The organism is Intrasporangium sp. DVR (assembly GCF_040365325.1).
Lineage (GTDB): Bacteria > Actinomycetota > Actinomycetes > Actinomycetales > Dermatophilaceae > Intrasporangium.
Genome location: NZ_BAABZW010000005.1, coordinates 1 through 24,213, shown reverse-complemented (window position 1 = coordinate 24,213; position 24,213 = coordinate 1). Strand labels below are relative to the sequence as shown.

Here is a 24,213-nt window from a genome sequence, read left to right as displayed (position 1 = left end):
CGGTGCGGCCCGGCTTCAGCGACGCTTTCCACGACTCCTCGTCGGAGGGGAGCCCGCGGGCATCTCTTCGCACCGGGCGGCGGACGGACCACGCCCCCAGCCGTGCGTGGGGGCGGAGTCGTGGCCGCCGTCCCGAGGGACGTCAGCGGAAAAGGTCGAGCTTGTCGAACCGCTCTGCGAGCAGGTAGTAGACGGTGACCCGGTTCTTCGTGCGGTCGCTCTTCATCCGCTCGCCCACGTCGACGAGTGCCGAGTCCAGGTCGGCGTCGGCCTGGGTCAGGCCGAGCTTCTTCTTCATGAACCCTTCACGGACGCGGCGCAGCTCTTCGGCGTCGCTGAACGAAACGAGGGAGGAGTCGCGACTCTGCAGTGCGATTCCGCAGTGGCGAACCACGCCCTTGATCGCTGCGTCGTCGGCCTCTGGAGCGTATTTCCTGACGTCGACTGCCCAGTCCTCGGCCATGTGCATCCTCTCGTGTGCGGTTGGGCCCCGATGCCGCGACAGTATCGCTGTGGCGTGGCCCTGGACGGGTTTGCGATCAACGGTTTCCTCGGTTCGGTGTGACGACGGTCGCTGGCCCACGCCCGCCGGGGCGTAGCGTGGCGTTCGTGACCACCCTGCCCGCCGTGACTGTCGACGACGTGCGCGCCGCCCGGGCGCTCCTCGAGGGTGTGGTCCGGCCGACCCCGCTGGAGTACAGCCGGGGCCTGAGCGACCGCGTCGGCGCCACGGTCGAGCTCAAGTGCGAGAACCTCCAGCGCGCCGGCTCGTTCAAGATCAGGGGCGCCTACACCCGGATGGCCCGCCTGTCCGAGCAGGAGAAGCGCGCCGGTGTCGTGGCCGCGTCCGCCGGCAACCATGCCCAAGGCGTCGCTCTCGCGGCCTCGCTGCTGGGTATCAGGTCGAAGGTCTACATGCCGCTCGGCGCGTCGATGCCCAAGCTGCTCGCCACGCAGGGTTACGGCGCTGACGTCGAGCAGCTCGGCACGACGATCGACGAGTGCCTCGTCGCGGCCCAGGGGTTCGCCGAGGAGACCGGCGCCGTGCTGATCCACCCCTTCGACCATCCGGACATCGTTGCGGGACAGGGCACCTGTGGCCTCGAGATCCTCGAGCAGTGCCCTGACGTGCGCACCGTCGTCGTCAGCGTCGGCGGGGGAGGACTGCTCGCCGGGATCAGCACGGTCCTGCGGGCGCTCAAGCCGGACGTTCGGATCGTCGGAGTCCAGGCTGCAGAGGCGGCGGCCTATCCGCCGTCCCTGGCGGCCGGGCGCCCGGTGGCCGTGTCGCGGATGGCGACGATGGCGGACGGTATCGCCGTGGGACGCCCGGGTGACGTGCCGTTCGCCGTGATCCAGCAGTACGTCGACTCGGTCGAGACGGTGTCAGAGGACTCGCTGGCGCGGGCGCTGCTCTTCCTGCTCGAGCGGGCCAAGCTCGTCGTCGAACCGGCCGGTGCCGCCACCGCGGCATGGCTGCTGGACGGCTCGCCGGCCGCCGAGGTGGAGGGTCCGGTCGTGGCGGTGCTGTCCGGGGGGAACATCGACCCGCTGCTGCTGCTGCGGATCATCCGGCACGGAATGGCTGCCGGTGGCCGCTACCTCGAGCTCCGGGTCCGCGTCCCCGACCGGCCCGGGTCGCTGGCGGCGCTGCTCGCCGACTGCGCGACCCTCGATGCCAACGTCGTCGACGTCGCGCACTCACGCACCGTGCGGGCGCTGAGCGTCCAGGAGGTCGAGATCGGCGTGACCCTGGAGACCAAGGGTCGGGAGCACGCCGACGCGGTGACGTCGGCGCTCCGCGAGAAGGGCTACCGCCTCTACGTGGACTGAACCGCCGAGATGGCCGCGGCTACCCCTCGACACCGGCCATGCCCCAGCGCACGGCGGCGGTCCCGACCTTCCCCAGGGGCTGGGCGACGTGCTTGGCCACCGGGCCGGGGAGTGGGATCCGGAGCATGGCCCGCGCCCAGTCCGGCAGGAGCGACACGCCCCCGGAGGCGAGCGTCCCGTAGCCGGCGCGCGCGAGCAGCGGCAGGGGCGGGTTGAGCAGCAGGAACCGGGCCGCCTCGAGAGCCGCCGGGGTGGCCTCGAGCTCAGGGCGGTAGGAGTCGAGCACCCGGCGTAGGCCGAGGGCGTCGATCGGGGGGTCCGTCACGCCGAGCAGCCGCGCCGCCACGGCCGTCTGCTCGACGTAGCGGTCGGTCTCGCGCGGGCTCAGGGGCGTGGCGCCGAACTTCTGGTGGGCTCGGAGGAAGGAGTGGATCTCGGCGACGTGGACCCAGAGGAGCAGGTGCGGGTCGCTCGCGCGGTACGCGCGGCCGAGGTCGTCGCGGCCGCGGACCCGCTCATGGATGGCGCGCACCCGCGCGATGGCCTCCTCGGCGTCCTCGATGGTCCCGTAGGTCGTCGTCGCGATGTAGTGGCTCGTGCGCTGCAGCCGCCCCCACGCGTCGCTCTTGTAGCCGCTGTGGCCCGCCACTCCCGCCATGGCCAGGGGATGGAGGGACTGCAGAAGCAGGGAGGCGATACCACCGGAGAACATGGACGCGTCCCGGTGGACGCGCCAGATCGGGTCCTCCGGCGTGAACCACCGCTCGCCGGGCGTCCCCCAGATCCGCTGGGCGCGCTCGGGAGCGTCCTCGCCGGCGACGCGGCCTCGGAGGGCGAGGCCGAGGCGGCGCTGCACCAGCCGGGTGACTCCGTCGACATTCACAGGCTCACCGTACGTCGAGGTGCGGTCGATGCCGTATGCCGCTGGGTTGGCTCCACGGGTGGAGGCCGGCTGGAGTGCCGGCTTGAGGCCGGCTGGCTAGGGGTTATCAGACATCATATGTCCATTTATGCTCACGAACTACGACAAACGGGCATGAGCAAGCAGCCTCCGGCTGCTGCGAGTCAAGGGAGATTCCGTGAAGCTGCTGTTGCGTACCCTCACCGTCGGCGTCCTGTGTGCCGGTCTGGCCGCGGGCGTCATGCCGGCCACTGCGGCCCGTCCGGCAGTCACGAGCACGACTCCCGCGAGCGCGATCCCGCTGAACGTGCCGGCTCCCGTGCCGGGTGACGGTGCGACGGCCGACGGGCTGGACGCCGGCCTCGACCTCGTCAACCTGGCCACTCGCGGCCAGGGCGACTGGCTCCGCTACCGCATCACGGCGCTCTCGAGCCTGGCCAACGGCGACCTTCTCGCCGTCTTCGACGGGCGCCCGACGATGAACGACCTGCCGTCCAACATCGCTCTCCTGAGCCGCCGCTCGACGGACGGCGGCAAGACGTGAGGGCCGATGACCACGATCCGGCGCGAGCCGGCACCGAACGGCTTCGGTGACCCCTCGATCGTCGTCGACCGGCAGAGCGGCGACGTCTTCGTCTTCTACGCCGCGAGCATCAACGCCGGGTACGCCTCCTCGACGACGGGGAAGGACCCCAGCGACCCCAACGTGCTGCACGCCGACTACTCGGTGTCGCGTGACAACGGGACGACGTGGGAGCACCGGCGCATCACCGCGGACCTCAAGGGGGCGAACACGACCTGGGCGGGGATGTTCGCCGCGAGCGGTGAGGGCATCCAGCTCCGCTCCGGGCCCCACACGGGACGTCTCATCCAGCAGTACACCGTGCGGATCTCCGGTGGGAACTACGCCGTGTCGGCCTACTCCGACGACCACGGCGCGACGTGGCGGGCCGGCCAGCCGGTCGGGCCGGGAGCGGACGAGAACAAGGTCGCCGAGCTCGCGAACGGCGACATCCTGCTCGTGTCACGGGCCGCCCCCTACCGCAACGTCGCCCGCTCGTCCGACGGTGGTGTCACCTACACGCCGTTCCAGAGGGACACGGAGCTGCCCGACCCGGCGAACAACGGCAGCGTCGTCCGCGCCTTCCCGGACGCTCCGGCCGAGGACCCACGCGCCCAGATCCTGCTCCACTCCAACACCGACAACCAGCTGGTTCGGCGCAACCTCACCGTCCGGATGAGCTGCGACAGCGGCGCCACGTGGCCGGTCGAGAAGGTCGTCCAGTCCGGGGCCACGGCCTACTCGACGCTGACTCCCTTGCCGGACAAGCAGGGTCGCCTCGGTGGGCGCTACGGCCTGCTGTACGAGCGGGAGGGCTACCGCTACATCTCGTACACGAGCTTCGGCCTCGACTGGCTCGGTGGCGTGTGCGCCTCGCTGGGCGTCGACGACGCCCCGGTCCAGGCGCCCGGGGTGGCCGGGTCGCTCAAGGTCACCGTCACCAACCAGAGCGGGGAGTGGCTGCCCGCGGGCCGGCTCGGCCTTCCCACCGGCTCCACCTGGTCGAGTGAGGGCGTTGCCGTGCCGGCGCTCGCCGCCGGGGCGAAGGCCACCGTCGACGTGCCGGTCACACCGCCCGCCACCGCCGACCAGCGGAGCCACTCGGTGCGCCTGGAGTACCGCGTCGACGGGAAGGTCTCCGGGGTCGACGCGACCGTGCCCGTGCAGGGGGTGGTTCCTCCGGCCCCGGCGCTCCAGCTGCGGCCCGTCCTCGACGCCATCTACACCGGTGGGGCCGACGGTCTCGTCGGCGACCGCATCCAGCCGTGGCTCGAGGTGCACAACACCGGCAACGTCACGCTGTCGGGCATCAAGCTCGTCGAGCCGTCCGGCGGGAGCGCCTGCAACTACTCGTCGCTCGCTCCCGGTGCGTCCTACGCCTGCCGCAACATCGCCCCCAGCCACATCGTCACCGAGGCGGACCTGGAGGCGGGGGAGTGGAGCGCCACCTACCGCGCCACCGCGACCGGAGCCGGCCAGACGGTCAAGGCGTCCGCCCGGCTCTTCCCCGTCGACCTCACCGACGGCCTGCCGCGGGCCACGGGCCCGAGCATCTCGACCCCTGCGGGTGAGTTCGCCGCGTCGTCCTTCGTCCGGGTGCCCCGCGTCGGCGTCACCGGGTCCCCGACGGGCTCGAAGCCGCTGACGCTCCAGGTCCCGGCGAACGGCCGGGCCAGCGCTCAGCTCGCCGTCTCAGCGGGCGCGACGCCGGTCACCGACCTGCGGGCGACGGTCTCGACCCCTCGGTCGCTCGCCGGCCACGCCCTGTCGGGCTCCGTGCAGGTGCGCTACCCGACGTACATCCGCAACGAGGTGGAAGGCGGCCTCGTCGCCGACCCGCTGCTCGACGTGCCGTCGGTCAACGTGCCGGCGGGGAAGAACCAGCCGATCTGGTTCACCGTGCGAGTGCCGGGCGATGCGGTGCCGGGGGTGTACTCGGCGACCGTCGAGGTGCTCACGGCGGCCGGGCGGATCGGGCGCCACGCACTCCAGATCGTCGTCCCGGAGGTCGACCTGCGTCCCGTCGCGGAGCGGCCCTTCGTCCTGGACCTGTGGTCGCACCCGGACGCCGTCGCTGACCAGCTCGGCCTGACCCCCTGGAGCGAGGCGCACTTCGCGGCCCTCAAGCCCTACTGGAAGGACCTCGCCGCCGCCGGTCAGGACGTCGTCAACGTGGCGATCACCGAGGACCCGTGGCTGGTCAACCACGATGGCACCATCCGTGCCCAGACGTGGAGCCCCTACCGGTCGACCGTCCAGTGGACGTGGGACGGGTCCACGTTCGGCTTCGACTTCTCGGTCTTCGACCGGATCGTCGAGGACTCGCGGGCGGCGGGGATCGGCAGGGACATCCACGCCTTCGCGATGCTGCAGTTCCAGAACCGCGACCGGCTCTTCTACCGCGACACGCGCACCGGGAAGGACGTCTCGGAGCCGGTCACGGTCGGCGATGTGCGCTACCGCGAGGCCTGGGGAGCATTCCTCACCGCCTTCACCGCGCACCTGAAGGAGCGCGGCTGGTTCGACGACACGCGCCTGGCGTTCGACGAGCAGCCGCTCGCCCGGATGAACGCCGCGTTCGACGTGCTGCGCTCGGTCGACCCGGTGTGGCTGGACAAGATCGCCCTCGCCGCGAACTCGCTGGCCGAGGCCGACATCGCCGAGGCGATCTCGTTCAACGTCACGTTCCTCGACTCCGTCCCGCAGTCGCTCATCGACAGCCGGCGGGCGGCGGGCAAGCCGACGCTGTTCTACACGTGGAACGAGCCGACCGCGCCCAACACCGTCGTCCCGACGTCGCCGTTCAACACGCGCACCCTGGGGTGGGTCGTGGAGCAGCGCGACCTCGACGGCTACCTCCGGTGGACCTACAACTCGTGGCCGGAGGACGTCTACGACGACCCGTCGTTCCGCTACGGCCAGGGCGACGAGTACATCGTCTACCCGGGTGAGGACGGTCCGGTCTCGTCCACGCGGTGGGAGCTCTTCCAGGATGGGCAGGACGACGCCGAGCTGCTCGACCTGGCCAAGGCCGAGCTGGGTGCGGACGCGCCGGTCGTCACGGCGGCCCTCGACGGGGTCGAGCCTGCGGGCGCGTCGACACCGGCGGCATGGCACGGCTTGCTCGACCACCGGGCCGAGCTCATCGCCGCACTCTCCGAGCGCGACGGGGCCGACGCCACCGCCACGATCGACGGCGGGCTCGTGGCCCGCGGCGGGGTGGCCGTGGTCGACGTGACGGTCACGGCCGGGGCGACCCGTCTGCAGGAGCTCACCGTCCGGGTGGGCAACGCCGTGCGGATCGAGCCGGCGGACAACCGTCCCCTCGCGGCGGGCGCGAGCCGGGACTACCGGGCCACGGTGCCCGTCCCAGCGGTCGGTGACCTCTTCGCGGCGGACGTGGTCGTGACGAGCTCCGCCGGTGTCGTCGAGACGGTCACGGCGGCGGGCGAGGATCGTCGACGCCGTGGCGCCGGTCGGGGACATCGAGGTCGACCGGCAGAGTGTCCGTGACACGACGTCGGTGATCACCGCGTCGGTCCCGGTGCGCAACGTCGGATCCGCCGCCGGCACCGTCACCCTCGCGGCGAGCGGCCTCAAGACGTTCGCGGCCCCGCCCGTCACCCTCACCGTGGCGCCGGGCGAGCTCACGGTTCGTCGAGCTGCCGCTCGACCCGCAGGGTCGCAGTGGGCTCGACGACGTGACGCTCACCCTCACCGCGGAGGGCAAAACCATGCTCGAGCGACCGTTCGCCCTCGTCGCCGGAGGCTACTTCCTCTCCGACGCGGAGTGGATCTCGGCCACGAACGGCTGGGGGCCGGTCGAGCGCGACACGTCCAACGGTGAGAACGCCGCCGGCGACGGCGGAGTGATCACGCTCAACGGTCGCTCCTACTCCAAGGGCATTGGGGCACATGCCCTGTCGACCATCGTCATCGGCGTGGGAGGGTCGTGCGACCGCGTGTCGTTCGACTACGGCATCGACGACGAGATCGCCTCGGGCGGGTCCGTGGCCTTCGAGGTCAGGGCCGACGGCGTGCGGCAGTGGCATTCCGGGACGATGACCGCGACGACCGCGACCGGTCACGCGGACGTGGACATCACCGGAGCGGGCCGGATCGAGCTCGTCCAGGACCCGCTCGGCCACAACGGCCAGGACCACGGCGACTGGGCCAACGCCTGGGTCCGCTGCTCCTGACCCGAGGCCGAGGGCGCGCGGGCGCGCGACCGAGCCCAGCGGCATACGGCGGATGTCGTATGCCGCTGGGCTCGCTCCCAGCGGACCGCTGGCGCGGCCTGTCGCTGAGCGAGAATGAGCGGGTGACCGAACCCGGGAAGGACCTCGTGCTGCGGGGGCCCGGCCTGGGCGAGCTGGTGATCCCGGCGGCGGAGCTCGTCGAGCGGTTCAGCCGGTCGAGCGGGCCGGGAGGTCAGGGCGTCAACACCACGGACAGTCGGGTGGAGCTCCTCTTCGACCCAGGCGCGAGCGTCGTCTTCACCGCAGCGCAGCGCGAGCGGATTCTCGAGCGCCTGTCCGACCGTCTCGTCGCGGGTCGGCTGCGCCTCGTCGGCTCGGAGCACCGGTCGCAGAGCCGCAACCGCGCCGCCGTGCGCGAGCGGCTGCGCGACCTGCTCGTCGAGGCGCTCGCCCCACCGGCTCCTGCCCGGCGCCCGACCCGGCCGACCCGCGGGTCGCAGTCTCGCCGGCTCGACGCGAAGAAGCGCCGTGGCGACCTCAAGTCGTCGCGCGGGCGGGTGCCACCTGCGTCGGACTGACTCGCGTGGCCATCGACAGGACGCCGCCGCGCGCCTACCGTCGGTCCATGGTGGATCTGTCGACGGACGCCCGCGCCGTCATCGAGTCGGGCCGGTTGGCGCACTTCGTCACCGTCAACGCGGACGGCAGCCCACACGTGACGATCGTCTGGGTCGGTCTCGACGGTGGCGACATCGTCATCGGCAAGCTCATGGTCGACCAGAAGGTGCGCAACATCCGCCGCGACCCACGGGTCTCCCTGTCCATCGAGGCCGAGGGCAGCACCTACGGGATGCAGCACTACCTCGTGGTCGAGGGCCGGGCCAGGGTGGACGAGGGCGGAGCCTCCGAGCTGCTGCGCGAGCTCGCCCAGCGCTACATCGGTCCGGGCACGGACTTCCCGCCGATGCCGAACCCGCCCGCCGGCTTCGTCATTCGCGTCGCCCCGACGAAGGTGCGCGGCATGGGCCCCTGGGTCGAAGGGGACTGACGTCCGTCGGCTGCGAACGCAGCTGCGCAGACCGTGAGCCGGTGCGCCGGGGCAGGCTGCGGTGTCGGCACGTCCCAGTGTTCAGGTGGCCGTCCCGGAGGGAGCGAAACGGGGAATTCCAGCGGACGTCAGCCCAGCGGCATACGGGATGGGCCGTATGCCGCTGACCTCGCCCGGGCGTCCGAGGAGCGCGCCCGGCGTGGCTGGGTGATCAGGCCCTGGGCAGGGGGCTGTAGAAGACCAGCCCGTTTCCCATGTGGTCGTAGACCACGGCGCGGCGCTCGTAGGCGTCGTCGTAGGGAGCCCGGAGGATCGCACCGCCGTTGTCCTCGACCGCCTTGGCGGCCGCGTCGACGTCGTCGGTCCTGATGCCGACGGCGACCTTGCCGGGGATCGGGTGGTCCAACGCGGTCGCCAGGGCGAGCGTCACCGAGCCGCCGTCCAGCGCAGCGAAGTGCGTCCCGTCACGGAACTTCAGGGGGAACCCCAATGTGTCGTGGTAGAAGGCGATCGAGTCGTCCAGGTCGTCCGTCGACAGGACGATCATGCGGACGTCGTAGTCGGACATGGCGCCGCTCCTCTCCGTCCTGCTCAGCGTATCCGGCGCTCGGGAAGCACCTGCAGGGGCTCGTCGAGTGGGCCTGCCACGGGTCCTGACGTCGCCGCCCGAGACCAACGTCAGCATCAGCCGCACGAGGGTCACGTGGCTCGGCGGACGCCGGCGAGTGTGACCAGTGAGACGCGCTCACACCCCTCTCGACCACGGTGGCCGGGTCTACGGTCAGTGAGGGGGCACAGATGAGTGACAGGATCTTCTCGGCCGCGCAGCTCGCGGCACTGCTCCGGGCCATCGAGGCGCGCGGCTTCAGCGTGATCGGCCCGACGATGCGCGACGACGCCGTGACGTACGGGCCGATCACCTCGGTCGACGACCTGCCGCGGGGTCGGGGTGACGACCAGGCGCCGGGCCACTACCGGAGCACGATGCGCGACGACGCGCTCTACTTCGGCTTCGCCGCCCCCGTCCAGTCGGCCAAGCCGGTCTTCTTCCCCGCCGACGAGCTGTTGTGGCGCAGCCGGATGGGCCCGGGCGAGGACGGACAGCCCTTCCCCGTCATCGAGCCCGCAGATGACCCCAGCGTCCGACGAGCGCCCTTGGCACTCTTCGGGATCCGCTCGTGCGACCTGGCCGCCATCGGGCAGCACGACCGCATCCTCACGGAGCGCCTCGCGAGCGACGTCCACTACGCCGCCCGGCGCCGCGACACCCTGGTCGTGGCGGTCACCTGCTCGCACCCGTCCGGGACCTGCTTCTGTGCTTCCGTGGGAACCGGCCCGGCGCCGACGGAGGGGTACGACCTGGCCCTGACCGAGGTGCTCGGTCAGGAGTCCGCTGAGGAGTCAGGTGAGGAGTCAGGTGAGGAGTCAGGTGAGGAGTCGGCTGAGGAGTCGGCTCAGGAGTCAGGTGAGGCGCTCGGCGAGCGCGGGCACCGGTTCGTCGCGAAGGTGGGCACGGACCTGGGCGCCGAGCTGCTCGACGAGATCGGCGCCGTCGCCGCATCCCCCTCGGACACCTCGGCGGCAGACCTCGTCCGCGACCGCGCCGTGGCGGCCATGGGCCGGTCCCTGGAGACGGAGGACCTCGTGGGTCTGCTCTACGGCGCGGCGGAGTCGAAGGTCTGGGACGACGTCGCCTCGCGCTGCCTCGCCTGCTCGAACTGCACGCTCGTCTGCCCGACGTGCTTCTGCAGCACGGTGACCGACGTCTCCGACCTCACCGGCGAACACGCCGAGCGGCACCGCGTCTGGGCCTCGTGCTTCACCCAGGACTACTCGTACATCCACGGCGGCAGCGTCAGGACGTCGACGAAGTCGCGCTACCGGCAGTGGCTGACCCACAAGCTGGCTGCCTGGCAGACCCAGTTCGGGACCCTCGGCTGCGTCGGCTGCGGGCGGTGCATCACGTGGTGCCCGGCCGGGATCGACCTCACCGAGGAGGTCGCCGCCCTCAGGGCCGGTGACGCCATCTCACCCCACCCGACCACCGAGGTCAGATCATGAGAACCATTGCCGAGATCATCCGCGACCACCCCTTCTTCGACGGGTTCGGCGAGGACACCCTCGCGTTGCTCGCGGGATGCGCCCGGAACCTGCACCTCCGGCCGGGTCAGGCCCTCTTCCGCGAAGGGGAGGGAGCCGACGCGTTCTACGTCGTCCGGTCCGGGCGGGTCTCCGTCCAGATCCACCGGCCCGCGGGCGGGCCGGTCATCGTCGACACCGTGGAGGCCGACGAGGTGGTCGGCTGGTCGTGGCTCGTGGAGCCGCCGCGGTGGAGCTTCGACGCCGTCGCCGCGCTCGAGTCCAGTGTCGTCCAGTTCGACGCGACGTGCCTGCGCGACAAGTGCGACGCCGACCCGGCGGTCGGCTACCTCTTCATGCGGCACGTCGGCCAGGTCATGGCGGACCGGCTCAAGTCGGCGCGGACCCAGCTGCTCGACGTCTATGCCTCGGGGAGGTGACCGGGATGACGGCGCTGACGGCGCTTGCCACGGGACCACGGCCACCGGAGCCGGACCCGATGCTGCCTCGGCTCTTCCGGGTCGTCTCGACGCGCCGGGACACGGCTGACACCCACACCCTCGTCCTCGAGGCGGTCGACGGCGGGACCCTGCCCTTCCGGCCCGGGCAGTTCACCATGCTGCACTCCTTCGGCGTCGGCGAGGTGCCCATCTCGATCAGCGGCGACCCAGCTCACCCGGAGCTCCTGCAGCACACGGTGCGGGACGTCGGCTCGGTGACGGCGTCCATCTGCGCCGCCGGCCCGGGCACGGTCCTCGGCGTCCGAGGACCCTTCGGCACCGGCTGGGACGTGGCCGACGGCAAGGGCGGCGACGTCGTCCTCGTCGCCGGCGGCATCGGACTCGTCCCGCTCCGCCCCGCGATCCTCGAGGTCCTCGCCGACCGGAGCGCCTACGGTCGCGTCGCGCTCCTCTACGGCACGAGGACACCGGAGGACGTCGTCTACCCCGACGAGCTGCGCACCTGGGCCGCGGAGCACGACGTCGCCGTCGGCCTCACCGTCGACCACGGCTCACCGGGATGGACGGGGGCGGTCGGGCTCGTCTCCCGGCTCGTGTCCCGCGCCCGGTTCGACGCGCTGAACGCGCTTGCGCTCGTGTGTGGCCCAGAGATCATGATGCGGGCGATCGCGACCGGGCTGCGCGACCGCGGCGTCTCCGGCACGAGGGTGCGTCTCTCGATGGAACGCACCATGAAGTGCGGGATCGGCCTCTGCGGTCACTGCCAGCTGCGCGAGCACTTCGTGTGCCTCGACGGTCCCGTCTTCGACCTCGACCGGATCTCCCCGCTCCTGACGAAGTGGGAGCTCTGAAGGCCATGTCCGACGTGCCGGCGCAGGTGCAGGGTGCCACCGCAGGAGCTTCGGGAGGGCCGGCGCTCAAGCCCACGCTGGCGGTGTGGAAGTTCGCGTCGTGCGACGGCTGCCAGCTGACGATCCTCAACTGCGAGGACGAGCTGCTCTCCATCGCCGAGGCCGTGACGATCGCCTACTTCCCCGAGGCGACGCGCGGCGTCGTCGAGGGCCCCTACGACCTGTCGCTCGTCGAGGGATCGATCACGACACGGCACGATGCCGAGCGGATCCAGCAGGTCCGCGACCAGTCGAGGATGCTCGTGACGATCGGCGCGTGCGCGACCGCCGGGGGAATCCAGGCGCTGCGCAACGTCGGCGACGTCGACGAGTACCGCTCGATCGTCTATGCGCACCCCGAGTACGTGTCGACGCTCGCCACCTCGACGCCCATCGCCGCACACGTCCGGGTTGATGGTGAGCTGCGCGGTTGTCCCGTCGACAAGGGGCAGCTCCTCGAGTTGCTGGCGGCAGCGCTGGCCGGCCGGAAGCCGCGGATCCCGAGCTACAGCGTGTGCGTCGAGTGCAAGTCTCGCGGCACGACCTGCGTTGCCGTCGCGCACGGCACACCCTGCCTGGGGCCGGTCACGCAGGCGGGCTGCGGCGCCCTCTGCCCGTCCTTCAACCGCGGCTGCTACGGCTGCTTCGGCCCGCAGGACACGGCCAACCTGCCCAGCCTGACGGATCGCCTCGTCGCCCAAGGCCTCTCGGCCGAGGACGTGGCCCGGCTCTACCGCACCTTCAACGCGGGCGCCGAGGCGTTCCGCGCCGAGAGTGAACGGCTCACGCAACCCGCGGTGACGGGGGGCGAGGCCACATGACGCACCGGCTCAGCGACGGCAGCCAGACGCTCCAGGTCGGCATGCTCGCCCGGGTCGAGGGCGAGGGCGGGATGCGAGTCGCCTTCAGGGACGGGGTCGTCGAGGACGTCCAGCTCAACATCTTCGAGCCGCCCCGCTTCTACGAGGCGTTCCTGCGCGGGCGACGCCACACCGAGCCACCCGACATCACGGCCAGGATCTGCGGCATCTGTCCTGTCGCCTACCAGATGGCCGCCTGCTGGGCCATCGAGTCGATCTGTGGGGCGGAGGTCACCGACGCGATCCGCGCGATGCGCCGCCTGCTCTACTGCGGCGAGTGGATCGAGAGCCACGCCCTGCACATCCACCTGCTGCACGCGCCGGACTTCCTGGGCTACGACAGCGCGATCGAGATGGCAGCGGACCACAAGGAGGTCGTCGAGCGGGGCCTTCGGCTCAAGAAGGCGGGCAACGACCTGATGACCGTCGTCGGGGGTCGCTCGATCCACCCCGTCAACGTGCGGGTCGGCGGCTTCTACCGCATGCCGGACGTCGCGGCGCTGCGTTCCCTGCGCCCGGTGCTGGTGCGGGCCTTCGAGGACGCGCTGGAGACGGTCCGGTTCGTCGGCACACTGGACTTCCCCGACTTCGAGCAGCCGTACACCTACCTTGCCCTCCATTCGCCGGAGGGGTACGCGATCGAGAGTGGCAGCGTCGTGACGACGGCGGGTTCGGCCTTCGAGGTCGCAGACTTCCCGGAGCACATCGTCGAGGAGCACGTGGCCCACTCCAACGCCCTGCACGCGCACCTGGACGGGGAGCTCTATGTCGTCGGCCCGCTGGCGCGCTACACGCTCAACTTCCCGCAGCTGTCGACAGCCTGCCAGCAGGCGGCGAGCGCCGCCGGCCTCGGCGAGACCTGCCGCAACCCGTTCCGGTCGATCGTCGTGCGCGCGGTGGAGATGGCGTACGCCGTGGAGGAGGCGATCCGGATCATCGACGGGTACGGCCCCGGCGTGGCCGGTGCGGCTCCGGCCGTCCCCGTCGTCCCTCGAGCGGGCCAGGGGTGCGGAGCGAGCGAGGCGCCGCGGGGGACGATCTTCCACCGCTACGTCCTCGACGAGGCGGGAGTCATCACTGACGCGCAGATCGTGCCGCCGACGTCACAGAACCAGCCGAGCATCGAGGCCGACCTGCGTCGCGCGGCCACGGACTGGGCCGACCTCGACGACCATGCGCTGACCCACCGGTGCGAGCACGCGATCCGCAACTACGACCCCTGCATCTCGTGCGCGACCCACTTCCTCGACCTGCGGACGACGCGATCATGACCTCGCAGGACACCCTCGTGATCGGCATCGGCAGCCCCGACGCAGGGGACGACGCCGTCGGCCCGGCCGTCGCCGAGGCGGTGCGCTCCCTCGCACCACCCGGGGTCGAGGTCCTCGCCCACGAGGACCCGACCGACCTGACCCTCCTCTGGCAGGGCCGCCCGCACGTCGTCGTCATCGACGCCGTGCGCTCCGGCGCGCCGGTGGGCACGGTGCGCACACTCGTCGTCAGCGAGCTCACGCCGCTTCAGTCGCTCCAAGGCCTCGGCTCGCACGGCAGCCACGACTTCGGTGTCGGCTCGGCAGTCGCGCTCTCGGAGGCGCTCGGGACACTGCCGGGGCAGCTGGCCATCGTCACGGTCGAAGGGCTCGCCTTCCGCCCCGGCGCGATGACGCCGCTCGTGCGTGCGGCCGTTCCCACCGCCGTCGAAGCGGTCCTCGAGGCCTGCCGGCAAGGGATGGTCCGCTGATGTGCCTCGGCCAGATCGCCCAGGTCCTCCGCGTGGACGACGACGCGGGGGCCCGGGTTCGCAGCGGCGCCCAGGAGCTGGCCGTCTCCCTGATCACCCTCGACGGACCGGTCGACGTCGGCGACTGGCTCGTCGTGCACAGCGGCTTCGCCCTCGAACGGATCACCGCGGAGGAGGCCCACGAGGCGCTCGCGGTCCGCGGCACCGCACCAGACTTCACGAGAGACCGGAGGGAACTGACATGACTCGAGCCCGTCATCGCGGCCTGCTGCTGGCCCTGGCCACCGCCGTCGTCAGCGGAGTGTCCGTCTACGTCAACTCCTTCGGGGTCAAGGCGATCTCGGACGCCTCGACGTACACGACGGCCAAGAACCTCGTCGCCGCGGCGGTCCTCGTCGTGCTGCTGGCCGCCGCTCGACCGGCCGGGGCGAGACTGACGAGACCGTCGACGACCGGGCACTGGCTGGGCCTCGCCTACGTCGGGGTCCTCGGTGGCAGCGTCCCGTTCGTCCTGTTCTTCGAGGGACTGCAGCGGGCGCAGGCCCCGCAGGCTGCCTTCCTCCACAAGACCCTCGTCCTGTGGGTGGCCCTGCTCGCCCTGGTCGTGCTCAAGGAGCGCCTCTCCTGGCTGCACTGGGTCGCGATCGGTCTGCTCGTCGGGGGCCAGTGGGCCCTCGCCGGAGCCGGGGGCCTGCCGTCAGGGTCCGGGGCACTCCTCATCCTCGCAGCGACGCTCCTCTGGTCGGTCGAGACGGTGGTGGCCAAGCGACTGCTCGTCGGCGTGTCCTCGTGGACCGTCGGGATCACGCGGATGGGGGTCGGCTCCCTCGTCCTCCTCGGCTGGCTGACGGTGACGGGCCGACTGCCGGGCCTCGGTTCGCTCACGGGCGCCCAGTGGCGGTGGGTTCTCGTCTGTGGGGCCCTCCTCGCAGCGTACGTCGCCACGTGGTTCGCCGCGCTGGCCCGCGCGCAGGCGGTCGACGTCACGGCAGTCCTCGTCCTGGGCGCTGTCATCACGGCCGCCATCGACGCGACCGTCAAGGGCGTCCTCCCGGCCAACGTGCCGGCGTACGCCCTGCTCGCGCTCGGGGCCGGGCTCATCGCGCTGACGATGATCCGTCGGGAACGCGTCGGCGCCGCCGATCCCGCGGGTCGTCCCGGATGACCAACGGCCCTGTCCTCTTCGCGCGCTATGCCTACCCGCCGAACGCCTTGGGCTACTGCGGCCCCGAGGACTCCGCCGAGCTGTTCGAGCAGGCTGCCGCCGGGCACGACACCCCGGACCTTCGCCATCTCATCCGAGGCTTCGAGGGGGCGTGGCCCTATCTGGCCCTCATCGCGGCCGCTGCGCGGCGAGAGGACCCGCTCGATCCCGAGGTCGTCGAGGCGTACTGGATCGGCAACCCGCTCCTCGAGGCGGTCGGGCCACGGTTGCTCCACGCCTCGATGGACGAGCGCTTCCGGTCGCGGCTGGGGGTGGGGGAGTGGGGCGGACTCGACGCCGCCTTCACCGAGCATGCCCGGGCGCACCACGGGTTCCACGTCTTCGTGGTCTACCCGTGGGTCGGCCTGCTGCGCAGTGGCCGGGTCGCCGAGCCGCTGCACGTTCTCGACCGGTGCCGCATCCGTTGGGGCGTCGTCGACTCCGTGGCGCCCGGCTCGGCGGTCGTGCGGTACCGCCCTCTCACCTTCGACGGGCGCACCCTCCGTCTCGGCGATCCCGTGCCCGAGACGGTCCGATGTGACGGTGCCGTCGCGCCCGGCGACGTCTGCTCCCTGCACTGGGACTGGGTCTGCGAGCGGCTCGACCCCCACCGCCTTGCGGCGCTCCAGCGGCAGACCGTCCAACAGCTCGCGGTGGCGAACGCGGCGCCGCGTCTCGCACCTGCCCTCAGCTGACGCAGCGGGCACCTGCACGCGGGAGCGAGCCCAACGGCATACGGCCATTCCGTATGCCGCTGGGCTCGCTCGCGCGCGACTCTGACCTGTGCTTCGTCCGATCTCCTCGTCGGGTGCTAGTTGGCGGTCGCCGTCCACCGCTGGTTGCTCGCACCGGTATCGGTGCTCTGCACGACCTTGCCGTCAGGACCAGCGGTGAGGGACAGGCCGCTGTGCTTGGCCTTGATGGTGAGCACGCCACCGGTGTTCGTGACGACCCAGCGCTGGTTGTCCGTGCCGCCGCAGGAGTACTGGCCGACGAGGGCGCCGTTGGCCTGCGAGCTGTAGTAGACGTCCATGCACTGCCCGCTGCCGGCGTTCTTGATCTCGTAGGTGCCGCTGTCCTGTCGGGTCAGGGTCCACTTCTGCGCCGGGTCGGTGCTCGGTGCGGCCATGGTGAGCTGGGCGTAGCTGTTGCCCGGGGCCTGGATCGCCAGCCCGTCCGACGTGAGCGAGTACTGGCCGTCCGCGATCGGCGGCGGGATGACCTCCTCCGTGCCGACGGTCATGGCGAACACGTGGACGGCAGAGTTGCCGGGCAGTGTCACCGCGACGACGTCCTTGGCCGGGTCGATCCGCACCGTCTTGGTGTACAGCCGGTACTCGACCGTGGGGTAGGCCGGGCCGCTGGGCGTGTTCTTGCCCCTCGTCACCACGGCGATCTTCGCGCCGTAGCTGTCCTTGGCCAGACAGCACCAGTTCGGCATGCCGAGAGTGCCGGTCGAGACCGTACCGTCCGCGTAGTGCACGGTTGCCAGCCCCGCAGCCGCCCCGCTCGTGCCCGTCCCCAGCACGGCGAGCGCGTTGCCCTTGCCGGACAGGCTGATCGTCTCGCCGCCGGAGGCCACGTTGTCCTTCGTGCCCGGCAGGGCCGAGGACCAGGTGAAGGAGAAGCCGTTCGCCGACACGGTCGCGCCCGGTGTCACCCCCGCCTCGGCGAGACGTTCTGCGAGGAAGCTCGAGCCACCACCGTCGATGTTGCCCGGGGCCGGGTCGGCCGTCGCGGTGACACCCACGTTGTTGAAGGCACTCGCCAGGTCGCGGAAGGCCAGCGTGGTGCTCGCCGTGTCGGTGATGGTGCGGCTCACGTCGCGAGCACCGTAGGTCGTGCTCACGCTGAGCGCCTCGGTGCCCGGCTCAGCGGCCGCCGGGGGAGTCACGGTGAAGCTCGTCGTGAAGGTGGCGCCGTCCTTGACGGCGGTGGCCGTCGTGGGAGCGCTGGCCTTGACCGCCCAGCCCGCCGGAGCCGTGAGGGACGTCGAGGTGACGTCAACCGGCTTGCCGGTGTGGTTGGTGAAGGTCGACGTCACCGTCCCTGCCTGGCCGGCCACGGAGATCCGCGGGGCCGAGAGGTCGACCATCGCGTCCCGCTCCGTGGAGTGCGAGCCGCCCACCGCGCCCGCACCGGTGATCCGGACGGAGGCCGCCGAGCCCGTGGACAGCGACGGAGTCTTGACCTGGATGACGCCCGTCGCCGTGTCGTAGACGTACCCGGAGCCTGCGCTCGCCAGGGCCTCCGCGGACGCGACCTGGGTGAGCGGCGCCTTGTCGACCTCGACCGCCTCGGGGGCTGCGTCGGTGTGAACGCTGAGGACGTAGTGACGAGAAACCGGCCTACCGGCATACGACCCCTTGAGGGCCCCGATGGAGACGGTGACGGCGCCGCGGCCGGTGACGGGAGCGGTCACGTCGAAGCGCTGCGTCGCCGACTCGCCCCGCGCGTGGGACTGGCTGCGGCCGTCGTCCTCGTAGGTCGTGAACGTCGACGTGCCGCTGGGGTAGATGTCCAGGTCGAGCTGGCCCGCCCGCTTGCCCTCCGCCCAGTCCATCGTCCCCTCGGGGAACATCGGGACGATGGCGCCGGCGCGCACGAACAGCGGCAGGGTGTCGAGCGGGGCCTTGTAGCCGTCGATCGTCTGCCCACCCGTGTAGAGGCGGCCGGTCCAGTAGTCGACCCACGTGCCCTTCGGCAGGTAGATGTCGTCGCGGACCGAGGTGTCGGAGTAGACGGGAGCCACGAGGAAGTCCTCGCCGGCGAGGAACTGGTACTTGACCGCGTCACCCCAGGTGTTGGGGTCCTCCGGGTACTCGAGGTAGAGCGGTCGCGTCGCACCGACGCCGTCCTTCGTCGCGTTCATCGTGTGCGTGTAGAAGTAGGGCAGCAGCCGCTCGTGGAGCAGCATGTACTTGCGGTTGATGCTCGTGAAGGGCTCCCCGTAGCGGTAGGGCTGCTTGTCGTTCGCCGCCCAGCCGCTCATGGCGTAGGTCATCGGCAGCATCATCTTCCACTGCAGGTCGCGCACGTAGGTCTTGGCGCTGCCGCCGAAGATGCCGTCGACGTCCCCGGTCGTCACGTGCTGGCCGGACATCGTCGAGCCGGCGTAGGTCGGGATCTGCCACCTGATGTAGTCCCACGTGCCGCTCTGGTCCCCGGACCAGGGGATGCCGCAACGCTGCGTGCCCGCCCAGCCCTCGACCGTGACGACGGTGGCGCGATCCGTGCTGTTCTGCTCGATGCCGTCGCGGGCCTTCTCGCACGCGTCGAGGGCGAACCGGTAACCCGGCCCCACCCACGCGACGTCGGTCTTGCGGACGCGCACCCCCGCGGCGACCTCGGCCTCCTGGTTGGTGAGGTCGGACTCGGTCCACAGGCCGAGCTCGGCGCCGTGGTCGTTGAGCACGTCACCGGTCTCGGCGAGGTCCTCGTAGCCGCAGCCGTACCCGTCGTTGACGAGCATCCAGCCGAGCGGAAGCCCGTTGTCCTTGTAGCCCTTGGCGATGGCGGTGCTGTCGCGCAGGGTCTCGCGCTCACCGCGGTTGGCGTTGTGCAGGTAGCAGTCAGCGTCTCCGAGCTCGAGCGCATACATGGGCAGGGCGATCGGGCGGCCGGTCAGCTCGGTGAGACCGTTGATGACCTGCTTGGCGTCGCCGACGAAGTAGAAGGCGTCGAAGCGCTGCTCCGAATGCGTGGTCCGCACCGGTGCCCGGAAGTCGTACTTGCCGGGCGCGAAGGTGTTGCGCAGCACGCCGTAGCCGTTGCTCGAGAGGTAGAAGGGGGAGGCGTTGGGGTTGCCGCCATCGTTCCAGTTGTAGTCGCGGGAGACCGTGATGGTGGAGCCGCGGTGGCTGAACCGGCCGTTCTGCATGCCGCCGCCGAAGAACTGCTCGGTGGCGCCCTGGGCGAGAGTCTGCGTCGTCCCGGAGTCGGTCCACGACAGGGGTGCGGACTCGTCCCACAGGCGCGTCCCGTCAGCGCGTGCGAGGTGCAGCGTGATCGGAGACTTGGTGATCGTCAGCCGCGCGTCGTCCGTGCTGATGACATACGACGAGGCGGTCTCCTCGAACGTCGAGTCGGCCCCGGCGTAGTCCGTCTTGACGACGATGTCGGCGTCCGGCGCGTTGGGGTCGGCCGGCGCGTCGTTGGCCGGGTCCGTGAAGGTGCCGTCAGGGGCCAACTGGACGCGCAGCAGGTCGCCGTCCTGCGCGACGACGCGGAGGGCGGCATCGCCCGACCGCACGGTGTAGGTGTCGCCCTCACGGGTGAAGGAAGTGGCGTCTCCGAGCCGTCCGGACGCCGCCTGGGCGCTCGGAGCGACCGCGGTGAGTCCCGCGAACGTGAGGGCCCCGACGATGGCGAGGCTCAGGGCGCGATGAGTGTGATGACTGTTCATGATCGATTGGTCTCCAAAGGGCTCAGAAACGAGCAGCGTCGGTACAGACTAGAGCGCGCAGAGGGCGACCACCAGAGGTAGGAAGGCAGCAGTTTCACGGGTCGCGCGCAGCGCGTGCCGGATCTCGGGCCGGAGCTCGGGCCGGAGTTCGGGCGGGGTCGCGGGCGGGGTCGCGGGCGGACGCCGGTCCCTGGTCGGCACGTCGAGGCAGAGCCCCTTGACAAGTTTTGTTGTCAAGAGCATGGTGGCGATATGCACGACGTCGAAGTCATCGAGAGCGCGGAGGCAGCCGCAGCCGCGCTGGATCCGGTCCGGGCCCGACTGCTCGGCGAGCTGACCCGACCGGCCTCCGCCGCCGGACTCGCCGCCCGGGTCGGCATCTCGCGCCAGAAGGTCAACTACCACCTCAAGGCGCTCGAGGCGCACGGCCTGGTGGAGCTGTCCGACGAGCGCCGGCACGGGGGCATCACCGAGCGGGTGCTGCAGGCGTCGGCGGCGTCGTACGTCGTGTCGCCGGCGGCCGTCAGTGCGTCCGCGGCCGACCCGGACGCCAACGCCGACCACCTGTCGGCGAGCTATCTCGTTGCGCTGGCCGGCCGGCTGGTGCGCGAGGTCGGCGCCCTGGCGCGCCGGGCCGGCGCGACCGGCAAGCGCCTGCCGACCCTGACGATCGACACGCAGATCGGCTTCCGGTCGGCCGCCGACCGGGCGGCCTTCGCAGACGACCTGACCGCCGCGGTGCTCGACCTGGCCGCTCGCTACCACCACGACGACGGGCGCCCGCACCGGCTCCTCGTCGCCGCCCACCCCCTTCCTGAGGAGAACCCATGAGCACCACCCCGAACGTCCCGTACCGCCTGGAGTTCAGCGTCGAGGTCCCGGGCACCCCGGAGCAGGTCTGGCAGGCCATCGCCACCGCCAAGGGCATGAGCGCCTGGTTCACGCCCACCGAGATGGAGGAGCGCGAAGGCGGCTCCGTGCACTTCACCATGGGCCCGGAGATGGGCTCGGACGGCCAGGTCACCGCCTGGGAGCCACCGCGCCGCCTCGTCTACGAGGAGGACTGGGCCGCCCTCATGGGCAAGGACCCCGATGCGCTCAGCCGGCTGACCTCCGAGTTCATCGTCGAGGCACAGTCCGGCGGAACCTGCGTCGTTCGCGTCACCAGCAGCGGCTTCGGCACCGGCGCCGCCTGGGAGTCGGAGTTCTGGGCCACCATGGCCCCCGGCTGGATGCCGTTCTTCGACAACCTGCGCCTCTACCTGTCCCACTTCCCCGGCCAGGAGGCCACACACCTGGAGGCCACCGCCTCCCACCCCGGGGACGCCGACGCGCTCTGGTCGACCCTGCGCGACACGCTCGGGCTGGGCGACGAGGGCGCGACGGTCAAGGTGCGCGGCGCCACCGGGACGGTCGAGCGCGTCGGTGAGCGCCAGACGCTGGTCCGACTCACCGCGCCGGTGCCCGGAATGCTCAGCGTCTACTCGTGGGACCAGGGCGACGGCAAGGCGACGGCGGGCGTCCGGGCGTACCTGTTCTCCGCCGACGCCGCCGACTACGTGCGGCGCGAAGAGCCGGCCTGGCAGGCCTGGCTCCAGGGCATCTCCGTCCATGCCTGATGCCGGAGAGAGGGCCAACCCCTTCGCACCTACGACTACGCGCCGACGGGACGAGGCTCACCCGTCTCGAGCTCAGTCGGGTCCGGATCGATGAGGGACTGTCCCACGGTTCCCGCCTGAGCCCTGCGACGAACCCTGGCCCGACAGCTTGTCCAGGTCACGTCTGCAGAACCCGTGGTGGGCCCACTCCTCGTTGAGCACGGTGCCGAGGCATTGCCGCACTGTCCGTCCCGTGGCGTACGGGGGCCATCGGTCGTCGTCGGGGACCGGCGCGGTCTGGGCGAGCTGGTCGGGTGTGACCTGGGCCAGCCAGGTCTCGATCTCTGAAGCGTGCGCCGCTCGTACGGCGAGCACCTCCTCGAGGCTCGGTTGGGCAGACCGGTCGAGCCCGTTCTCGTCCTCCTCGTCCTCCTCGTCCTCCTCGTCCGTGGTGGACGGTGGACCCAGTCCCATGGCCGTGAACGGCTCGGTGAGCCCGAGCACGCAGCGTCGGAACCACGAGTCGTGCACGAAGACGAGGTGGCGCAGGGTTTCCACCATCGACCACTCCCCGTCGACGCGGTGATGTTCGCTGTTCGCCGGCATGGACCGAACTCGCTCGGTGGTCCTCGCCCAGTCGTCCCGCAGCTGCCGCCAGGCCTCTCGCAGGTCCTCCGGATCGTCGGAGCGGATCAGCAGCCGGACCGGGTGACGGCGGTCCAGCTCCGCCTCGACATATGGCATCACCTCAACGCCGTTGACCACGAGATTCGTCACCAGGCCATCGATCTCGGCGTCGTGCATGACGACGCCGACCATCCGTGCTCTGCTCAGGTCGCATTCGCGGAACTCTGCCCCGGTGAGGTCCTCGTCGTCGAAGCGTCGCATCCAGACAGGCTAGGCCGCACCACAGACACCCCGACTGCATCGTGCATCTGCTGCCTGAGGACCATGCCGCGCACCCTCCGTGTCGACCACCACCACACCCATACGTCGTCGAACGATCCTGTCGTCGATGCAAGGGTCCTCGTGCCCGGGTCCCGGTTATGGGGCCGTGGGAGCCGGCCAGCAGTCAGTGGACGGTCTCGTGGTGGTGGCACATCTCGACGAACTTCGCGATGCGAGCGGCCCGGGTCTCTGGCTTCTTCGCGTCGTGGACGCGGTAGAGGATCGCATAGCGGTTGGCGCCCTTGAGTGTCTCGAAGAACGCCTTCGCCTCAGGGTCGGCCTCGAGCGCGACCGCCAAGTCGTCGGGGACGGTCGCGGCGCTCTGGCCGGCATAGGCCGCCGCCCACCGGCCGTCCGCCTTCGCCGCGTCGACCTGCGCCTGCCCGGCCGGGCGCATGCGGCCGGCCTTGATCAGCGCCTCGGCCTTGTCCCGGTTGATCTGTGACCATTTGCTTCGCGGCCCCCGCGGGGTGAACCGCTGCAACCAGTAGGTCTCGTCATGCCCCCGCTTCTGCCCGTCGATCCAGCCGTGGCAGAGGGCGACCTCGAGCGCCTCGGCATAGCTGACCGTCTGCGCCGCGCCCACCTTGCCGATCTTGAGCCAGAAGCCGCGGCGGTCTGCGTAGTGCTCGGCGAACCATGCCTCGCAGTCGGGGACAGTGGCGAACGAGATCACCGGCTGGCCCGCCACCTCCTCCGGCGTCTCCTCGTCCGACATGCGGCCATCCTGGCATCGCCCACCGACACGACCCTCGGCCCAACGGTCAGTACGTGCGGCCCTGATCACACGCCCCATGTCGCCCGGACGGCACAGCGTGAGCAAGGCCGCACAGCCGTCAGTGATGACCCGGTCGCGGTGGGAGGATGGCCGGGTGGCTTCATGGGTACCTGACTGGGACGACTTCCCGACCTCGCTGCTGGACTTCTGGAGCGAACGTCACCTGTGCACCCTGACGACGCTGCGCACCGACGGTAGGCCCCACGTGACTCCGGTGGGAGTGGCCCTCGACCTCGAGTGGCACTGCGCGTGGGTCATCACCTCCAGAAGCTCGCTCAAGGCGCTCCACGCCTCGGCCGACCCCAGAGTCGCGGCCTGTCAGGTCGATGGCCGCAGGTGGTCAACCATCGAGGGGACAGCCGAGGTGAGGTCGGACCCTGCGTCGATTCGTCGTGCGGAGGAGAAGTACGCCGTCCGGTACCGGACGCCCCGGCTGAATCCGTCCCGGGTGGCGTTGCGGATCGAGGTCAACCGGTTCATGCGGTCCTCCGCACTGGTCTCGACGTAGTCAGCAAGCGCCGGTTCCGCCCCGCTCACAGCGCTCGTCGGTGGCCCAACGTGTCAGCTTCTTTGCGGGGACCAGCAGGTTGACCCGGGACGTCGGCAGACTTGCCGTGGTCGTCCGCGAGTCGCCGACCAGGCGAGGCCAGGTGGGGAATCGCGCCAAGGGTGTCAAGGGCCATCTGTTTCTGCCCAGGGGCGGTCG

General features: G+C 71.0%; 24 protein-coding genes. 18 read left to right on the top strand and 6 right to left on the bottom strand.

What is annotated here, in order from left to right; genetic code table 11:
• Positions 1-142: 142 nt before the first annotated feature.
• Positions 143-463 (bottom strand): DUF2853 family protein, encoded by a 321-nt coding sequence (locus ABWV20_RS04705; RefSeq protein ID WP_353353668.1) that lies wholly within the window; start codon positions 461-463, stop codon positions 143-145.
• A 137-nt stretch (positions 464-600) separates the two neighbouring features.
• Here ABWV20_RS04705 and ilvA point away from each other — a divergent pair, with 137 nt between their 5' ends.
• Positions 601-1,833, top strand: a complete 1,233-nt coding sequence (gene ilvA / locus ABWV20_RS04700; RefSeq protein ID WP_353353667.1) for a threonine ammonia-lyase — start codon at positions 601-603, stop codon at positions 1,831-1,833.
• 19 nt (positions 1,834-1,852) lie between these two features.
• On the opposite strand, the gene ABWV20_RS04695 is transcribed toward ilvA, so the two are convergent.
• Positions 1,853-2,716 carry an oxygenase MpaB family protein gene (locus ABWV20_RS04695; protein ID WP_353353666.1) on the bottom strand — a complete coding sequence of 288 codons (864 nt, stop codon included), beginning with the start codon at positions 2,714-2,716 and terminating at the stop codon, positions 1,853-1,855.
• Between the two features lie 196 nt (positions 2,717-2,912).
• On the opposite strand from ABWV20_RS04695, the gene ABWV20_RS04690 reads away from it, so the two are divergent.
• The 5 genes from ABWV20_RS04690 (at position 2,913) to ABWV20_RS04670 (ending at position 8,543) form a co-directional block, all read left to right on the top strand.
• A complete protein-coding gene (locus tag ABWV20_RS04690) occupies positions 2,913-3,278 on the top strand; it encodes a sialidase family protein (protein WP_353353665.1) in 366 nt (121 codons plus the stop codon).
• Between the two features lie 6 nt (positions 3,279-3,284).
• Complete coding sequence (locus ABWV20_RS04685; RefSeq protein WP_353353664.1) at positions 3,285-6,809, top strand: glycoside hydrolase domain-containing protein; 3,525 nt, start codon at positions 3,285-3,287, stop codon at positions 6,807-6,809.
• Positions 6,810-6,997: 188 nt separating this feature from the next.
• The gene (locus ABWV20_RS04680; protein WP_353353663.1) at positions 6,998-7,495 is read left to right on the top strand and encodes an NPCBM/NEW2 domain-containing protein; all 498 of its coding nucleotides are present in this window, start codon (positions 6,998-7,000) and stop codon (positions 7,493-7,495) included.
• Between the two features lie 122 nt (positions 7,496-7,617).
• On the top strand, positions 7,618-8,073 hold the full coding sequence (arfB, locus tag ABWV20_RS04675) for an alternative ribosome rescue aminoacyl-tRNA hydrolase ArfB (RefSeq protein ID WP_353353662.1): 456 nt from the start codon (positions 7,618-7,620) through the stop codon (positions 8,071-8,073).
• 47 nt (positions 8,074-8,120) lie between these two features.
• Positions 8,121-8,543: a PPOX class F420-dependent oxidoreductase gene (locus ABWV20_RS04670; RefSeq protein WP_353353661.1), complete on the top strand. Its 423-nt coding sequence runs from the start codon at positions 8,121-8,123 to the stop codon at positions 8,541-8,543.
• Between the two features lie 211 nt (positions 8,544-8,754).
• Here ABWV20_RS04670 and ABWV20_RS04665 read toward each other — a convergent pair whose 3' ends face one another.
• Positions 8,755-9,111: a VOC family protein gene (locus tag ABWV20_RS04665; protein ID WP_353353660.1), complete on the bottom strand. Its 357-nt coding sequence runs from the start codon at positions 9,109-9,111 to the stop codon at positions 8,755-8,757.
• Between the two features lie 230 nt (positions 9,112-9,341).
• On the opposite strand from ABWV20_RS04665, the gene ABWV20_RS04660 reads away from it, so the two are divergent.
• From ABWV20_RS04660 to ABWV20_RS04620, 9 genes are read left to right on the top strand one after another with little or no spacing between them, the layout of a single operon-like run.
• On the top strand, positions 9,342-10,604 hold the full coding sequence (locus ABWV20_RS04660) for a 4Fe-4S dicluster domain-containing protein (protein ID WP_353353659.1): 1,263 nt from the start codon (positions 9,342-9,344) through the stop codon (positions 10,602-10,604).
• Positions 10,601-11,062 (top strand): cyclic nucleotide-binding domain-containing protein, encoded by a 462-nt coding sequence (locus ABWV20_RS04655; RefSeq protein WP_353353658.1) that lies wholly within the window; start codon positions 10,601-10,603, stop codon positions 11,060-11,062. The genes ABWV20_RS04660 and ABWV20_RS04655 overlap by 4 nt, the downstream gene beginning before the upstream one ends.
• A gap of 5 nt (positions 11,063-11,067) precedes the next feature.
• On the top strand, positions 11,068-11,934 hold the full coding sequence (locus ABWV20_RS04650; protein WP_353353657.1) for an FAD/NAD(P)-binding protein: 867 nt from the start codon (positions 11,068-11,070) through the stop codon (positions 11,932-11,934).
• 5 nt (positions 11,935-11,939) lie between these two features.
• Positions 11,940-12,794, top strand: coding sequence for an NADH-quinone oxidoreductase subunit B family protein (locus ABWV20_RS04645; RefSeq protein WP_353353656.1), 855 nt, complete (start codon positions 11,940-11,942; stop codon positions 12,792-12,794).
• Complete coding sequence (locus tag ABWV20_RS04640; protein ID WP_353353655.1) at positions 12,791-14,104, top strand: Ni/Fe hydrogenase subunit alpha; 1,314 nt, start codon at positions 12,791-12,793, stop codon at positions 14,102-14,104. Before ABWV20_RS04645 ends, ABWV20_RS04640 begins: the two co-directional genes overlap by 4 nt.
• Complete coding sequence (locus ABWV20_RS04635; RefSeq protein ID WP_353353654.1) at positions 14,101-14,574, top strand: hydrogenase maturation protease; 474 nt, start codon at positions 14,101-14,103, stop codon at positions 14,572-14,574. Before ABWV20_RS04640 ends, ABWV20_RS04635 begins: the two co-directional genes overlap by 4 nt.
• Positions 14,574-14,819: a HypC/HybG/HupF family hydrogenase formation chaperone gene (locus tag ABWV20_RS04630; protein WP_353353653.1), complete on the top strand. Its 246-nt coding sequence runs from the start codon at positions 14,574-14,576 to the stop codon at positions 14,817-14,819. The genes ABWV20_RS04635 and ABWV20_RS04630 overlap by 1 nt, the downstream gene beginning before the upstream one ends.
• Positions 14,816-15,739: an EamA family transporter gene (locus tag ABWV20_RS04625; protein ID WP_353353652.1), complete on the top strand. Its 924-nt coding sequence runs from the start codon at positions 14,816-14,818 to the stop codon at positions 15,737-15,739. The genes ABWV20_RS04630 and ABWV20_RS04625 overlap by 4 nt, the downstream gene beginning before the upstream one ends.
• Positions 15,736-16,473 (top strand): DUF6390 family protein, encoded by a 738-nt coding sequence (locus ABWV20_RS04620; protein ID WP_353353651.1) that lies wholly within the window; start codon positions 15,736-15,738, stop codon positions 16,471-16,473. Before ABWV20_RS04625 ends, ABWV20_RS04620 begins: the two co-directional genes overlap by 4 nt.
• 116 nt (positions 16,474-16,589) lie before the next feature.
• Here ABWV20_RS04620 and ABWV20_RS04615 read toward each other — a convergent pair whose 3' ends face one another.
• Positions 16,590-20,183, bottom strand: coding sequence for an RICIN domain-containing protein (locus ABWV20_RS04615; protein WP_353353650.1), 3,594 nt, complete (start codon positions 20,181-20,183; stop codon positions 16,590-16,592).
• Positions 20,184-20,435: 252 nt separating this feature from the next.
• Between ABWV20_RS04615 and ABWV20_RS04610 the strand changes: the two genes are divergently transcribed.
• Both ABWV20_RS04610 and ABWV20_RS04605 read left to right on the top strand, forming a co-directional pair.
• On the top strand, positions 20,436-21,014 hold the full coding sequence (locus tag ABWV20_RS04610) for an ArsR/SmtB family transcription factor (protein WP_353353649.1): 579 nt from the start codon (positions 20,436-20,438) through the stop codon (positions 21,012-21,014).
• Positions 21,011-21,802, top strand: a complete 792-nt coding sequence (locus ABWV20_RS04605) for an SRPBCC domain-containing protein (protein WP_353353648.1) — start codon at positions 21,011-21,013, stop codon at positions 21,800-21,802. The genes ABWV20_RS04610 and ABWV20_RS04605 overlap by 4 nt, the downstream gene beginning before the upstream one ends.
• A 72-nt stretch (positions 21,803-21,874) precedes the next feature.
• On the opposite strand, the gene ABWV20_RS04600 is transcribed toward ABWV20_RS04605, so the two are convergent.
• Both ABWV20_RS04600 and ABWV20_RS04595 read right to left on the bottom strand, forming a co-directional pair.
• On the bottom strand, positions 21,875-22,669 hold the full coding sequence (locus ABWV20_RS04600) for a DinB family protein (protein WP_353353647.1): 795 nt from the start codon (positions 22,667-22,669) through the stop codon (positions 21,875-21,877).
• 184 nt (positions 22,670-22,853) lie between these two features.
• Complete coding sequence (locus ABWV20_RS04595; RefSeq protein ID WP_353353646.1) at positions 22,854-23,447, bottom strand: YdeI/OmpD-associated family protein; 594 nt, start codon at positions 23,445-23,447, stop codon at positions 22,854-22,856.
• A 154-nt stretch (positions 23,448-23,601) separates the two neighbouring features.
• Between ABWV20_RS04595 and ABWV20_RS04590 the strand changes: the two genes are divergently transcribed.
• The gene (locus ABWV20_RS04590) at positions 23,602-24,015 is read left to right on the top strand and encodes a PPOX class F420-dependent oxidoreductase (RefSeq protein ID WP_353353645.1); all 414 of its coding nucleotides are present in this window, start codon (positions 23,602-23,604) and stop codon (positions 24,013-24,015) included.
• Positions 24,016-24,213 lie beyond the last annotated feature (198 nt).

What these genes read in the sequence shown, in the direction of transcription:
- ABWV20_RS04705 (WP_353353668.1), bottom strand. Translation starts at nt 463, where the DNA reads ATGGCCGAGGACTGGGCAGTCGACGTCAGGAAATACGCTCCAGAGGCC.
- ABWV20_RS04685 (WP_353353664.1), top strand. Translation starts at nt 3,285, where the DNA reads ATGACCACGATCCGGCGCGAGCCGGCACCGAACGGCTTCGGTGACCCC.
- ABWV20_RS04670 (WP_353353661.1), top strand. Translation starts at nt 8,121, where the DNA reads ATGGTGGATCTGTCGACGGACGCCCGCGCCGTCATCGAGTCGGGCCGG.
- ABWV20_RS04665 (WP_353353660.1), bottom strand. Translation starts at nt 9,111, where the DNA reads ATGTCCGACTACGACGTCCGCATGATCGTCCTGTCGACGGACGACCTG.
- ABWV20_RS04660 (WP_353353659.1), top strand. Translation starts at nt 9,342, where the DNA reads ATGAGTGACAGGATCTTCTCGGCCGCGCAGCTCGCGGCACTGCTCCGG.
- ABWV20_RS04655 (WP_353353658.1), top strand. Translation starts at nt 10,601, where the DNA reads ATGAGAACCATTGCCGAGATCATCCGCGACCACCCCTTCTTCGACGGG.
- ABWV20_RS04650 (WP_353353657.1), top strand. Translation starts at nt 11,068, where the DNA reads ATGACGGCGCTGACGGCGCTTGCCACGGGACCACGGCCACCGGAGCCG.
- ABWV20_RS04645 (WP_353353656.1), top strand. Translation starts at nt 11,940, where the DNA reads ATGTCCGACGTGCCGGCGCAGGTGCAGGGTGCCACCGCAGGAGCTTCG.
- ABWV20_RS04640 (WP_353353655.1), top strand. Translation starts at nt 12,791, where the DNA reads ATGACGCACCGGCTCAGCGACGGCAGCCAGACGCTCCAGGTCGGCATG.
- ABWV20_RS04635 (WP_353353654.1), top strand. Translation starts at nt 14,101, where the DNA reads ATGACCTCGCAGGACACCCTCGTGATCGGCATCGGCAGCCCCGACGCA.
- ABWV20_RS04630 (WP_353353653.1), top strand. Translation starts at nt 14,574, where the DNA reads ATGTGCCTCGGCCAGATCGCCCAGGTCCTCCGCGTGGACGACGACGCG.
- ABWV20_RS04625 (WP_353353652.1), top strand. Translation starts at nt 14,816, where the DNA reads ATGACTCGAGCCCGTCATCGCGGCCTGCTGCTGGCCCTGGCCACCGCC.
- ABWV20_RS04620 (WP_353353651.1), top strand. Translation starts at nt 15,736, where the DNA reads ATGACCAACGGCCCTGTCCTCTTCGCGCGCTATGCCTACCCGCCGAAC.
- ABWV20_RS04615 (WP_353353650.1), bottom strand. Translation starts at nt 20,183, where the DNA reads ATGAACAGTCATCACACTCATCGCGCCCTGAGCCTCGCCATCGTCGGG.
- ABWV20_RS04610 (WP_353353649.1), top strand. Translation starts at nt 20,436, where the DNA reads ATGCACGACGTCGAAGTCATCGAGAGCGCGGAGGCAGCCGCAGCCGCG.
- ABWV20_RS04605 (WP_353353648.1), top strand. Translation starts at nt 21,011, where the DNA reads ATGAGCACCACCCCGAACGTCCCGTACCGCCTGGAGTTCAGCGTCGAG.
- ABWV20_RS04600 (WP_353353647.1), bottom strand. Translation starts at nt 22,669, where the DNA reads ATGCGACGCTTCGACGACGAGGACCTCACCGGGGCAGAGTTCCGCGAA.
- ABWV20_RS04595 (WP_353353646.1), bottom strand. Translation starts at nt 23,447, where the DNA reads ATGTCGGACGAGGAGACGCCGGAGGAGGTGGCGGGCCAGCCGGTGATC.